11 protein-coding genes are annotated in these 13,291 nt (G+C 61.2%); 8 read left to right on the plus strand and 3 right to left on the minus strand.

The genetic code is table 11. The features are described from left to right. The first annotated feature begins 19 nt into the window (after nucleotides 1–19). Nucleotides 20–817 carry a DUF1236 domain-containing protein gene (locus J2J98_RS16085; RefSeq protein ID WP_207603149.1) on the plus strand — a complete coding sequence of 266 codons (798 nt, stop codon included), beginning with the start codon at nucleotides 20–22 and terminating at the stop codon, nucleotides 815–817. A gap of 124 nt (nucleotides 818–941) precedes the next feature. Then, nucleotides 942–1,268, plus strand: a complete 327-nt coding sequence (locus tag J2J98_RS16090) for a GYD domain-containing protein (protein WP_077989933.1) — start codon at nucleotides 942–944, stop codon at nucleotides 1,266–1,268. 93 nt (nucleotides 1,269–1,361) lie between these two features. On the opposite strand, the gene J2J98_RS16095 is transcribed toward J2J98_RS16090, so the two are convergent. Together J2J98_RS16095 and J2J98_RS16100 are read right to left on the minus strand one after the other, a co-directional pair. Then, nucleotides 1,362–2,360: an ABC transporter permease gene (locus tag J2J98_RS16095; RefSeq protein ID WP_138392919.1), complete on the minus strand. Its 999-nt coding sequence runs from the start codon at nucleotides 2,358–2,360 to the stop codon at nucleotides 1,362–1,364. Nucleotides 2,361–2,393: 33 nt separating this feature from the next. Continuing rightward, nucleotides 2,394–3,137, minus strand: a complete 744-nt coding sequence (locus tag J2J98_RS16100) for an ATP-binding cassette domain-containing protein (protein WP_064705886.1) — start codon at nucleotides 3,135–3,137, stop codon at nucleotides 2,394–2,396. 242 nt (nucleotides 3,138–3,379) lie between these two features. On the opposite strand from J2J98_RS16100, the gene J2J98_RS16105 reads away from it, so the two are divergent. Together J2J98_RS16105 and J2J98_RS16110 are read left to right on the plus strand one after the other, a co-directional pair. Then, nucleotides 3,380–4,360, plus strand: a complete 981-nt coding sequence (locus J2J98_RS16105) for an NAD-dependent epimerase/dehydratase family protein (protein WP_207601578.1) — start codon at nucleotides 3,380–3,382, stop codon at nucleotides 4,358–4,360. Between the two features lie 47 nt (nucleotides 4,361–4,407). After that, nucleotides 4,408–5,400, plus strand: a complete 993-nt coding sequence (locus J2J98_RS16110) for a sugar-binding protein (RefSeq protein WP_064711414.1) — start codon at nucleotides 4,408–4,410, stop codon at nucleotides 5,398–5,400. A 41-nt stretch (nucleotides 5,401–5,441) separates the two neighbouring features. On the opposite strand, the gene J2J98_RS16115 is transcribed toward J2J98_RS16110, so the two are convergent. Beyond that, nucleotides 5,442–6,317 (minus strand): LysR family transcriptional regulator, encoded by an 876-nt coding sequence (locus J2J98_RS16115; protein WP_207601579.1) that lies wholly within the window; start codon nucleotides 6,315–6,317, stop codon nucleotides 5,442–5,444. A gap of 133 nt (nucleotides 6,318–6,450) precedes the next feature. On the opposite strand from J2J98_RS16115, the gene ampC reads away from it, so the two are divergent. The 4 genes from ampC (at nucleotide 6,451) to J2J98_RS16135 (ending at nucleotide 13,285) form a co-directional block, all read left to right on the plus strand. Beyond that, complete coding sequence (gene ampC, locus J2J98_RS16120; protein ID WP_207601580.1) at nucleotides 6,451–7,605, plus strand: class C beta-lactamase; 1,155 nt, start codon at nucleotides 6,451–6,453, stop codon at nucleotides 7,603–7,605. A gap of 377 nt (nucleotides 7,606–7,982) precedes the next feature. Further along, the gene (locus J2J98_RS16125; RefSeq protein WP_064705891.1) at nucleotides 7,983–8,963 is read left to right on the plus strand and encodes an NAD-dependent epimerase/dehydratase family protein; all 981 of its coding nucleotides are present in this window, start codon (nucleotides 7,983–7,985) and stop codon (nucleotides 8,961–8,963) included. A 144-nt stretch (nucleotides 8,964–9,107) separates the two neighbouring features. After that, nucleotides 9,108–10,286 (plus strand): glycosyltransferase family 2 protein, encoded by a 1,179-nt coding sequence (locus J2J98_RS16130; protein ID WP_207601581.1) that lies wholly within the window; start codon nucleotides 9,108–9,110, stop codon nucleotides 10,284–10,286. Continuing rightward, nucleotides 10,280–13,285, plus strand: coding sequence for a trifunctional glycosyltransferase/class I SAM-dependent methyltransferase/polysaccharide deacetylase (locus J2J98_RS16135; protein ID WP_207601582.1), 3,006 nt, complete (start codon nucleotides 10,280–10,282; stop codon nucleotides 13,283–13,285). Before J2J98_RS16130 ends, J2J98_RS16135 begins: the two co-directional genes overlap by 7 nt. The last annotated feature ends 6 nt before the right edge of the window (nucleotides 13,286–13,291 follow it).

Consider the following 13,291-nt stretch of genomic DNA (forward strand, 5'->3'; position numbering starts at 1 on the left):
CAAACTTCGGAGATTGATGATGAAAAGCACCCACCTCACCATGCTTGTCGCAGCGCTGTCACTCAGCGTATCGCCGCTTGCGACACTGCCGGCCGCGGCCCAGCAGGACACCCAAAAGAGCGGCCAGACTCAGTCCGGTTCTCAAAGCACGGATTCCGGTTCGCAGGCCGGCTCCGGCCAGTCGGGTGCCGAGTGCACCCCCGACGCTTCGGGAGCCTGCCCGCAGGGTCAGTCGACGCAGCAGCAGCCCGGCCAGGGTTCCGAGACTGAGAAGAGCTCCGAGCAGCCTTCGACGGATAGCAAATCTTCGGCGGGAACTACATCCGGATCGCAAGATGCCAGCGGCGGTACGACCACTGAACAGAAGCCCGCCGCCAAATCCGGCAGCATGGATAGCAGCGGCGCAGCCACCACAGGCACGAGCGGAAGCGCTACCACGCAGAGCGGCGATGCGAAGCAGCCGGCCGATCAGAACGCGACGACGACAAACAAGAGCTCGTCCGAAACGAATGTCGACAGCAGCACGACGACGAACAACCAGACGAACACCACGACCAACGTCAACATCTCGGTCGAGCAGCAGACGGAAATTCGCACTGTCGTAAAGGAGGTGCGTGTCGAGCCAGTGAAGGAAGTGGACTTCACAGTCTCCGTCGGGGTGAAAATCCCGCAGAAAGTGCGGCTTGAACCGCTGCCGCCGCGCGTCGTGAAGATCCTTCCGCAATATGAAGGCTACCGCTTCTTCATCCTTGCGGATGGCCGGATCGTCATCGTCGATCCCGATGCTCTGACGATCGTCTATATCATCACGGCATAACCAGCAGGAGGTCCCGGCGGCGCCGTTTTCGCCGCCGGCCCCGCCCCTGTGTACGCACATTGAGTGACTCGCGTTCCTCCCGGCTTGAGCGTTTACTTGATGGGTCTGGCGGAGGAAGCAGACCATGGCCATGTATCTCACACGCTTCAGCTACACGCCCGAGACCTGGGCGCGCATGATCGAAAAGCCAGAGGATCGCCGAGAGGCGGCACGCAGCTACATCGAATCCGTCGGCGGCAAACTCCATGGATTTTGGTACGCCTTCGGCGAGCATGACGGGTGGAATTTATGGGAGGCGCCCGACAACGTGTCGATGGCGGCCGTGACGCTCGCCATCGGGGCCGGCGGCGCGCTGAGCTCGATCGAGACCACCGTGCTCCTCGATGTCGAGGATACGATCCGGGCCCTGGAAAAGGCAAAGTCGATCCGGTACCGCCCGCCGGCGGCGTAGGCAGCGGTAGAATCAAGCGCGCCGCGACCTTTCGGATCCGCTCGTGCTGCTTCAGCTCATTGTTTACGCATGCTGCTGTCGCAGGACCGCAGCCTACTCGCTCTGCCTGAAATTCCGGATCCGGTCGAACAGCACCGCCAGCACGATCGCGCCGCCGATAAAGGTCCCCTGCCAGAACGCGTTGATGCCGAGCAGGCCGAGGCTATTGCGGATCACTTCGATCAGCGCCGCGCCGACGAGGGCGCCGAAGGCGGTGCCGACGCCGCCGGCGAGATTGGCGCCGCCGATGACGGCGGCCGCGATGACCTGGAGCTCCATGCCGGCGCCGATATTTGTGGTGACGGCGCCGAGCCAGCCGGTCTGGACGATGCCGGCAATGCCGGCCGACAGCGCCGAGATCATGTAGACGGCGACCTTGATGCGGCGCACGGGAACGCCGGTCAGCGTGGCGGCATGCTCATTGCCGCCGATCGCGAAAACATAGCGGCCGAAGCGCGTCCAGCGCAGCACGAAGCCGGTCAGAAGCGCCAGAACGATCATATACAGGACCGGATTGGCAATGCCGAGGAACCAGGCGCCGCCGCCGAGCGCCAGGAGCTGGTCATGATCGGGCCCGAACTGGAAGACGACGGTGTTGTTGGAGGCGACCATGGCGAGGCTGCGCGCGATGGACAGCATGCCGAGCGTCACCACGAAGGGCGGGAAATCGAGATAGGCGATCATCACGCCATTGAAAGCGCCGACGATAAGCGCCGTCCCGATCGCCGCCGCTATGCCGATTTCGATGCTGTAGCCGGCATTCATGGTGACCGCGAGCACCATGCTGCAGAGGCAGAGCACCGACCCGACCGAGAGATCTATGCCGCCGGTGATGATGACGAGCGTCATTCCGAGCGCGATGATGGCGACGAAGGTGACGTTTCGAGTGATGTTGTAGAGGTTCTTCGCCGTCGCGAAGGAATCCGTGGCGAAGGACAGGAAGATGCAGGCGAGAATGACGGCGATCAGCACCCAGAAGGTCTGGCTGCCGACGAACTCCGAAAGCCGGCTTCGCTCTCTCTGCGCAATCGTCTGATCGAGGGTAACTGCCATTGCTGACCTTCTTTTCTGCCCGTGGCGCGCCGCTCAAACCTGTTCGATGGCGCCTGTTATGAGACCCGTCACTTCCTCCGGCGAACTCGCCGCAATCGATTTGTCGGCGACCTTGCGGCCGCGGCGCATGACGATCACCCGGTCGGCGACGGTGAAGACGTCGGGCATGCGATGGCTGATCAGCACGACCGCGATGCCGCGGTCGCGCAGCTCGCGGATGAGATTCAGGACCTCAGCCACCTGGCGGACCGATATCGCGGCCGTCGGCTCGTCCATCAGAACGATCTTCGCCTCCGACAGCATGGTGCGGGCGATCGCCACCGCCTGCCGCTGGCCGCCCGACATCTGCTTGACGAGGTCGCGCGGGCGGGTTTCCGATTTCAGCTCCTTGAAGATCTCGCCGGCCCGCCGATACATCGTCTTGTAATCGAGGATGCGGAACGGGCCGACGCCGCGGCGCAGCTCCCGACCGAGGAAGACGTTGGCGGCTGCCGTCAGATTGTTGCAGAGCGCCAGATCCTGATGGACGATTTCGATACCATGCTGGCGCGCCTCGACCGGCCGATGCATGACGATTTCCTTTCCGTCCAGCCGCATCGTGCCTTCGCTCGGCCGGAAGTTGCCGGCGATCATCTTGACCAGCGTGCTCTTGCCGGCGCCGTTGTCGCCCATCAGGCCGACGACCTGGCCGGCTTCGAGCGTGAACGACACGTCGTTGACCGCCTGGATGGCGCCGAAATGCTTGGAAATATTGGTGAGTTCGAGAACCGCTGCCAGCCGACCACCCTCCCCTGATACCGCAGACTTGCCGCCGCGGCCCGCTGGCCGTCAGACGCCTACGATCTCGCTTTGCCAAGCTCCTCCCGGAAAAGCGATTATGTTCATTTACGCAAATGCCTGAAGAATCGTCAATCAATTGTCCGCGTAAAGGGGCCGCCAAAGCAAAAATCTACTTCGCCGCGCAAATACCGATTGACGCCGCAAACGCGTAGATATTAGCTGTTGCTGGGAGAGAGAGCATGCTGATCCTTGTCACCGGGGCTACGGGCAAGGTCGGGCGGCGCTTCATAACTGGGCTGCTTGACGAGCCGCGATTTTCCAAAGCACGCATTCGCGCGCTATGCCACAATCGTGTGCTTGAAGAGACGGACCGTATCGATGTTGTCAAGGGCTCGATCGCCGACAGCGCCGTCGTTGCAGCGGCGATGCAAGGTGTCACCCATGTGCTGCATCTCGCCACCTGCAAGGAAACGCCCGACGACGTGATCGACGTGACGGTCAAGGGGCTGTTCTGGCTGCTCGAAACCTTTCGCTTAAGCCCCACAGCGCGGCAATTCATTCTCATCGGCGGCGATGCCGGCATCGGCCATTTTTTCTATCGCCATGACGGGCCGGTGACCGAAAAGACGCCGCATCGCGCCTATCCCGGCTGCTACGCGCTCTCCAAGGTGCTGGAAGAGGTGATGCTCGAGCAGTTCGCCATCCAGTACGGCATCAACAGCTGCTGCCTGCGCGCGCCCTGGATCATGGAGAAAGACGATTTCAAGTTCACCCTCTCCTTCGGCGACGATGTCTTCGGCGGGCCTGATTGGAAGAGCCTGGTGCCGCCGGCCGATGCGGCGCGTTACGCGCGTGACGGCACGGTGCCGCTGCTGCGCGACGCCGACGGGCAGCCGCTGAAGCGCAATCTCGTCCATGTCGACGATTTGGTCTCCGCGATAATGGCGGCGATCGACAATCCGCGCGCCGTGGGCCAGCTCTTTAACATCGCGATGGACCGGCCGGTCGATTACGGCGAGGTCGCCGCCTATCTCGCCCGCACGCGCGGGCTCGGCTCCGTCGATGTCTCGAGCGAATATCACTCGAACTGGATGGACAACAGCAAGGCGAAGTTCCTGTTGGACTGGCGCCCCGTCTACGATCTGGAAAAGCTCATCGATTCAGCCTGGGAATACCGGCGTTCGGGGGAGGAGCCTCGTATCGTCTGGTATCCCGGTTGATAACAGGGCGGGCGAAGGCGCCCGTCTTTCCACAAAGGGAGGAAGCTATGAGGAAGGCATTATTGCTGGCTGCCGCTGCAGTCGTGGCGTTCACGGCCGGCGAGGCCATGGCCGCCAAGAAGCAGCTCGTCATCGTCGTCAAGGGCCTCGACAACCCGTTCTTCGAGGCGATCAACCAGGGCTGCCAGAAGTGGAACAAGGAAAACGCTTCGGCCGAATATGAATGCTTCTATACCGGCCCGGCATCGACTTCGGACGAGGCCGGCGAGGCGCAGATCGTCCAGGATATGCTCGGCAAGGCCGATACGGCAGCAATCGCCATCTCGCCGTCCAACGCCAAGCTGATCGCCCAGACGCTGAAGACGGCCAATCCGAGCGTTCCCGTCATGACCCTCGATGCGGATCTTGCGGCGGAAGATTCTGCGTTGCGCAAGACCTATCTCGGCACCGACAACTATCTGATGGGGGCGAGGATCGGCGAATACATCAAGAAGGCCAAGCCGAACGGCGGCAAGATCTGCACCATCGAAGGCAATCCCGGCGCCGACAACATCCTGCGCCGCGCCCAGGGCATGCGCGATACGCTGAGTGGCCAGAAGGATCTCCCCGCATTGAAGGGCGAAGGCGGCTGGACCGAGGTGGCCGGCTGCCCAGTCTTCACCAATGACGACGGCGCCAAGGGCGTGCAGGCGATGACCGACATCCTCGCCGCCAATCCCGATCTCGACGCCTTCGGCATCATGGGCGGCTGGCCGTTGTTCGGCGCACCGCAGCCCTATCGCGACCTGTTCAAGCCGATGGCCGACAAGATCGCCAAGAACGAGTTCGTCATCGGCGCCGCCGATACGATCGGCGAAGAGGTGGCGATCGCCAAGGAAGGTCTGGTGACGGCGCTCGTCGGCCAGCGGCCCTTTGAAATGGGCTACAAGGCGCCAAGCGTGATGATGGATCTCATCGCCGGCAAGCCGGTCGAGGATCCGGTCTTCACCGGGCTCGACGAGTGCACCAAGGACACGGTCGACACCTGCATCCAGAAATGACGCCTCAATCGGAGCGCCCATTCCGGTGGGCGCTCCCCGGATTACCCTTCGACTTGCGAAAAGATCCAGTCCGAAAAGGCGCGCATGGCCGGCGTGACCGGCCGCGACTGCAGGCGTGTCAGCCAGTAGCTTCCGAGCGAGATGGCTGTGGCGAAGGGCTGGACGATCGCGCCCGAGCAAAGGTGCCGTGAAAACATCGCGGGTGGGGCGAGCGCCACGCCGAGCCCATGGAGAGCCGCCTCCATCATGCCGACCGAGGAATCGAAGACGATGCCGGCATTGACCTGGTCGGCCGGCGGCACGCCTGCGGCCTGGAACCAGGTGCTCCACTCGTCCGTCCGGTAGCTGCGAAGCAGTGTCGCCCCGGCAAGGTCTGCCGGCGATCGGAGATCGTCGGCGAGTTTCGGGATGCAGAGCGGCGAAAGCGGCGCCTCGAACAGGCGCCGCGCCTCCGTGCCGTGCCATGAGCCGCTGCCGAAACGGATGGCGAAGTCGAGCCCTTCCGCCGCCGGATCGACGCGGTTGTTGTTGGTGGAAATCCGCAGGTCGATGAAGGGATGCCGGCGCTGGAAATCCGCAAGCCGCGGCAGGAGCCAGCCGACGGCGAAGGTTCCGACGACGCCGAGGAACATGAGCTCGCGCACCTGCCCGGCCTCGATCCTGTCGAGCGTCGTCGCCATCTGGTCGAAGGAGGCGGTCACCGTCGGCAGCAGCGCCTCGCCTTCCGCGGTGATCTTCAGACCACGCGGGAGGCGCTGGAAAAGCGCCACCCCCAACCGCTTCTCCAGGCCCTTGACCTGCTGGCTGACGGCCGCCTGGGTGACGCACAGCTCGATCGCGGCGCGGGTGAAGCTCAGATGCCGCGCGGAGGCTTCGAAGGCTCTGAGGCCGTTCAGGGGAAGGAATTGCCTAACCATGTGTGCCCTAGAAAATCTCGTGGCTGCTGCGAGATATCATCGTTTGTCGTCACAAAACAGGGCAGCTAAATCCCCTCCCCGCGCGCATTTTTGCGCTTGTATCGACCGCCCTGATGATTTGGAGATAACTGATATGAAGAAGGTTGGGATAGGAATCTTATTGGCCGCCTTGATCTCGGCATGCACCTGCACAAGCGGCTTTGCCGCCGATGCCGCGAAAGTGAAGGCGATCGCCGACGCCGCGATCAAGCCGGTCATGGATAAAAACGCCATTCCAGGTGTTGCCCTCGGCATCACCGTCGACGGAGAGCAGCATGTCTTCACCTATGGCGTCGAATCGAAGGAGACGGGCAGGCCGGTGGCGCCGACCACGCTTTTCGAACTCGGCTCGATCAGCAAGACCTTCACCGCGACGCTGGCATCCTACGCTGAAGCGAAGGGCGAACTTTCGCTTGAAGACAAGGTGGGCACATATCTGCCGGCGATGAAGGGAAAGCCTTTCGGCGAGGTCGAGCTGATCGATCTCGCAACCCATGCCGCCGGCGGATTTCCGCTGCAACTGCCCGACGACGTGAAGACCGAAAAGCAGCTGCTTTCCTATTTCGCAGCCTGGCAGCCCTCCTACGCGGCTGCTACGCAAAGAAGTTACGCCAATCCGAGCATCGGCATGCTGGGCTATATCACCGCCAAAGCCATGGGCGACGATTTCGCCGCCCTGATGGAAGGCAAACTGTTTGCCGCTCTCGGATTGAAGAACACCTATATTAATGTGCCGAAGTCGCGGCTCGCCGATTATGCTCAAGGATATAAGCGCACCGGCGAACCGGCGCGGCTGACGCCGGCCCTGCTCTCCTCTGAAGCCTACGGCGTAAGATCCACGGCCGGCGACATGGTCCGCTTCGTCGGCGCCAATATGGGCTTGGTCAAGCTCGACGGCACGCTGCAGCAGGCGATTGCCAGGACCCATACCGGATATTTCAGCGTCGGGGCGATGACCCAGGATCTGATCTGGGAGCAATATGCCTATCCAGCGGTTTTGGCGAGCCTGCTCGAGGGCAATTCGGCCGCGATGCTGAAGACCATTCCTGTGTCTGAACTACGGCCGCCGATGAAACCGCGTGACGATGTCTGGATCAACAAGACAGGCTCGACCAACGGTTTCGGGGCTTATGTCGCCTTCATTCCGAAGGAGCGCCTTGGAATCGCCATCCTGGCCAACAAAAATTATCCCAACGAAGATCGGATCGCCGCGGCCTATCAGATATTGACCGCGCTTGCGGCCGACTGATCGCAAATGGGCGCAGTCGGCGTGACGGACGCCGGAGCCAGCTGTTCGCGCGTCGGACCTTTGAAGCACACGAGGGCAACGTTCGAAAGCAAAGTGCTCGTCTCGAGTCGGACCTTAGCCCGATGCGCGACTGTGCCCTTGTGATAGAGAACGCTTGGTGGCTGACGGATATGCTGTGGCCGAGCCGGACACAGCATATGTCCCGGAGTCCGCAACTTCGCCCCGCAGTACACTTGGTGATACTACCATGGGTATTGCAAATTAATAATTAAGATTAACGCGCGAGTATTTCTTAGAATTTCTCGAAGCAATTGCCAGTCCTTCTAGGGAATGCTAATAAACAATTACCTTTCTTGAAGCCATCAAGGGCAATGCAAATGAAAACTGTATTGATTTCGGGCGGAGCTGGTTTCATTGGATCGCATCTGTGCGACCGACTTCTGCTCCGGACGGACGTTCAGAAACTCGTGGTTGTCGATAATCTTTGGACCGGACTTCTTGAAAACATCGAGCACATCCGGGACCCGCGTTTCCACTTCGTGAAATCGGATGTCGAAACCCTGCAGACCTCCGATCAATTCGACGAAATCTACCATCTCGCCTCTCCCGCATCGCCGCCCTGGTATATGAAGGAGCCGAAGCGAACGATTTCGGCTAATCTTCTTGGGGCGATGCGACTTCTCGACCTCCTGAAGAAAGGCGGCCGCTTCGGTTTCACCTCCTCTTCCGAAGTCTATGGCGACCCGCTGGTCTCGCCGCAGCCCGAATCCTACAAGGGCCAGGTCGACTGTACCGGGCCGCGCTCTTCCTACGACGAGAGCAAGCGCTGCACGGAATCGCTGCTGTTCGAGATGCAGCGCACCCAGGGGCTTGACGTCAAGGTCATCCGTCCCTTCAACATTTACGGCCCCCGCACCCGCGCCGACGATGGGCGTGCGGTCTCCAACTTCATAACCCAGGCGCTTTCGGGCCGCCCGATCACCGTCTTCGGTGATGGTCTCCAGTCCCGCAGTTGGGGCTATGTCGACGATATCGTCGACGGCTTCGCCCGCTATTTCTGGATAAACGAAACTGACTATAAGGGCCCCTTGAACATCGGCAACGATCGCGAGATCTCGGTTCTCGAGGTCGCGCAATATGTCTCCCGCCTCGTCGGCGGTGCGCCGATCGTTTTCGAGCCGTCACCCCCGCAGGATCCCACCAACCGTCGGCCGGACCTCAGCAGGGCAAACTACGTGATGCCCGAATGGTCGTGTAAGGTCAGTTACGAACAAGGCGTGGCCCTGACGCTCGAATGGTTCAAGGAGAGAATGAAGGCCGACAAGCAGTCATCAAGGCTGCGTAGCGCGCATCGTTGATGCCGGCCCGTCGGAGCCTCGCCGCGTCCTTCCGGACTCGCGAAGGTTGCGCCGATTTTCTCAACTAACGCATCGTGCTTTCCGGAGATCGATCCTGATGAGGCGCGATGCGCAGAGCTCAACGGTGCGATCGAGAGTGTGTTGATGCGAGTACTAATTCCATCTGATCTCAAGGACATAAATTTTCCCGTACCAATTCACTATCTCGATCTCGCCTCGGTTGACGTCGATGCCGTTTCGCCCGCCCTTTCAGAAGGGCTTGCTGTCTTTCTGTCGGATGGCCTTCCTGTCGGGCAGGCCTATGTTGAAGCGCCTGAGAAAGCAGCTGCGTTGGCTGAGCGTGTCGTCCAGCGCGTTACGCTCGACCATGCGCGCCAGGTAGCGCAAACTCCCCTGAACAATCGCGACGTCAGCATTCTTATCTGCACCAAGGACCGGCCGGAGGAACTGCGCCGTTGCCTGGCTTCGATCCCGGAACAATCGCTTCGTCCTGTCGAAATTATCGTGGTGGACAATGCCTCCGCCGGGGACGCGACCCGTCGCGTCGTCGAGGAAGCGGGCGCAACCTACGTCCGTGAAGACCGGGTCGGGCTGGATCATGCCCGCAATGCCGCCATCCGTGCGGCAAAAACCGAATTCGTCGCCTTCACCGACGACGATGTGGTCCTCCACCGGGAATGGCTGCAGAACCTGATGAAGGCGTTTGACCGTCCGGACATCGGCTGCGTAACCGGCCTGATCCTTCCCGGAGAACTCGCAACCCCGGCGCAATTCATCTTCGAAAAACACTGGAGTTTCGGCAGAGGCTATATCAGGCAGGATTTCACCAAGGATTTCTATAACAGCCATGCGCGCTTTGGCGCGCCGGTCTGGACGATCGGCGCCGGCGCAAGCCAGGCCTTCCGCCGCAAGGTCTTCGATGAGATCGGCCTGTTCGACGTTCGCCTGGACATGGGCGCCGCCGGCTGTTCCGGCGACTCCGAATATTGGAACCGGCTCCTTCATCATGGCCATGTCTGCCGTTATGAACCGACCGCCGTGTCGTGGCATTTTCATCGCAAGGATATGAAGGGACTCGCCAGGCAGATCTACCAATATATGAGCGGCCATGTCGCGGCCCTGCTGGTGCAGTATCAGAACACCGGCAACCGCGCCAATCTGCGGCGCATCATCATTTCCTTTCCGAAATATTATGCCGGACGGCTGCGCAAACGCCTGCGCAAGGGTGCCACGTCGAACGATTTCTTTCTGAGGCAGGAAATGCTCGGAAGCATCAATGGCGCGCTCTACGTTCTGCGCCGATGGAAGATGCCCGCATGGTGAGCGCCGCGACGCCGGATATTTCCTTCCTCATCCCTGCCTATAATGCAGAGGATACGCTCGCAGAATGTCTCATCAGCCTGCAGCGGCAGACGCGGACGAATTGGCAGGCGGTGGTGGTTGACGACGGTTCGAGCGACCGCACCTGGGAGGTTCTTCAAGGCATCGCCGCAAAGGACGCCCGCATTCTCCCCGTCCGCCAGCCGAACGCCGGTGCGGCGGCAGCGCGAAACCATGCCGCGCGTCTGGCGGCCGCGCCCCTGCTCTGTATGCTCGACGCCGACGACTGGTTAGATTCGACCTTCATCGAAAACATGCAACCAGTGGCGGAGGATGGATCTCGGCCCGTTATTGCTTTCTGCGCCTATCGCAGGGTGGCCCCGGACGGGCGCATGATGCGGGTGGAGCAGCCGCCCGTCCTTGCGGGCGACGCCGCCAAGCGCGAGTTCTCGTCCTTCTGCGCGCTCGCCATTCATACCGTCGTCTTTCCCAAGAGCCTCTTCGAGGGAATAGGAGGCATGGACGAGACCCTGCAGACCTGCGAGGACTGGGATCTCTGGCTGCGTATGGCTTTTGCGGGCGCCGAATTCCGCCGTGTCGATGCTTGCCTGGCTTTCTATCGAATGAAGACTGGCTCTCTCTCCGGCGATCCTTTCAAAATGGTGCGTGACGCCATTCGCGTGACGACGAAAGGAGAAGCGCTCCGCATGCAGGAAGGCTTGTTGGCCGAGGGGCCGGAGGCCGGCTGGATTACGCCCGCCGTCAGCCAACTGCGGATGCTCTGCTGGGTCGTTGCGGCAAAACTCGATCCGGCGATGGATATTGCAGCCCTTGCCGCGTTCCTCCCCGAAATGCCGGACGCCGCGGGTTATGAGAGCTTTTTTGCCGGCGTCATTCTGCACGGCTTGGAGACGGGGCTTTTGCCCGAGCGGGCCGACGATTTGATCGATGCGCTTGCCAAATGGCAGCCGATTTTCCTCCTGCTCATCCAGCTGATTCAGCGTCATTCCTTGCCCGGCACCGGTCGCAAGATCATCGAGGCCGCGGCCTGGCAAATATCCTCCGGAAATCTTCTGCGATCGTTTACGCTCGGCAATGTCAGGGTTGTCAGCGTCGAGCTCGGCGCGCTTTCCAGAATTCCCAATGCCGAGCGGGCCGACACACTTGTCATGCACGCCTTCTCAGGCGAACAGCATGTCGGCTCCTTCGTGGGGCCGCTCTGGGGTGATCTTTCGATCCGGGCGCAGATCAGGCTGATCATGAAGGAGATGCAAGCGGTCGAACATCTACAGACGCCGACGACGCTTGCCTATGCCCGTTCCTGGACGACGGAAGCAGTGCGGGGCTACAGGGCCATCGGCGGTCTCATCATACGGAACGGCCGCCGTCGAGGACGCCTGAAAAGGCTGTTGGCGCGCATCGCCGGCAATGCCCTCCTTGCCACGGCGCCAGGCGACGAACAGGACAATGACGCCCGGCTGTCCGAGGTTCTGCGGGATCTCCGACGCGGCCTGAGCCCGCGGCTTGCAAAAGCTTCGAATACAGGCCCAAAGGAAGGAACACAAACGGCAGCCCCTCAGTCCGAAGAAGATTATTGGGAGCATATATTCGAACGCCCGGACCCCTGGAATTACGTGTCGGTCTACGAGCAGGTCAAGTACGAGCAGACATTAAGCCTGATCCCGAAAGGGATCGGGAAAGCTCTCGAACTCGCCTGCGCCGAAGGGATATTCACCGACAAGCTAGCGCAGAGGGTTGCCCATCTCACGGCGACTGATATTTCCCAGCGGGCAATCGATCGAGCGATCGATCGATGTCACGATCATCGCAACGTCGAGCTCTACGTTCTCGACTTCGTCAAGAACGATCTCCCGGGCGAACAAGATCTGATCGTCTGTTCCGAAGTCCTTTATTACATGAAGGACGAGGAGACGCTGGCAAACGTCTGCCGCAAGATGGCGGCGGCCTTGAAGCCGAACGGCTACCTGATTACCGCTCATGCGCATATCCGCAGGGACGAAGCCGATCGGACCGGATTCGACTGGGGCAACCCTTTTGGCGTCGGGACGATCAAGAAGGTGTTTGCCGAACAAATCGGGCTTGCGTTGGAAGAATCGATCGAGACAGATCTTTACGCCATCCATCGGTTTCGGAGAGGACCCGCGACGGCCGCTCCCGTCCTGCGGACCGAGACGCACGGAAGTCCACTGGACGCGGATGTCGCAAAGCACGTCATCTGGGGACCTGCCGGTGTAGAACGCGAGGTTGCGTGGGAGACCGAGGTCACGAGCTCCGTTCCCGTTCTGATGTATCACAGGATTGCGGACAAAGGCCCGGCAGCACTCCAACGTTTTCGCACGCCGCCAGCAGTCTTCCGCAAACAGATGCAGTTCCTCCGGCGGCAAGGCTATTACACGGTGACCTCTGAGACCCTGGCCACTCTTCTGCGAAGCGGAAAACCGATTCAAGGCCGCCCGGTGATGCTGACATTCGATGACGCCTACCTGGACTTCCGGACGCACGCCTTCCCCATCCTTGCCGAGAATGACTTCCGAGCCGAGGTGTTTGTTGTCACCGACAAAGTTGGTGGTCGGTCAGACTGGGATTGCGCCTATGGCGAGCCGGCCCCGCTGATGTCCTGGTCGGACATTGAGGCCCTGCATGAACAAGGTGTCAGCTTCAGCTCCCACCTCGCATCGCATGCGCCTGCGACCGCCATGGATAACAATGACCTGCTCGCCGAAGCCATGGTGTCGCGAAATGCCCTGCAGTGCCGACTTGGAGCCAGCGCTGACGCCATCGCGCTGCCCTATGGGGCGACTGATTTCCGCGTCCCCGGCATTCTGGCGCAGGCCGGCTACGCGATTGCCTTCACGACCCGTCCGGCAACGGCCGCCTTCTCCGATAACCTTTACGCTCTCCCGCGCCTCGAAGTGCGCGGGGATCGCCCCCTTGAAGACTTTCCTGATCTCATCGGCCTGCCGGGCGCCTTTATCGGATGACCAAGC

Source organism: Rhizobium bangladeshense (assembly GCF_017357245.1).
Taxonomy (GTDB): Bacteria; Pseudomonadota; Alphaproteobacteria; order Rhizobiales; family Rhizobiaceae; genus Rhizobium; species Rhizobium bangladeshense.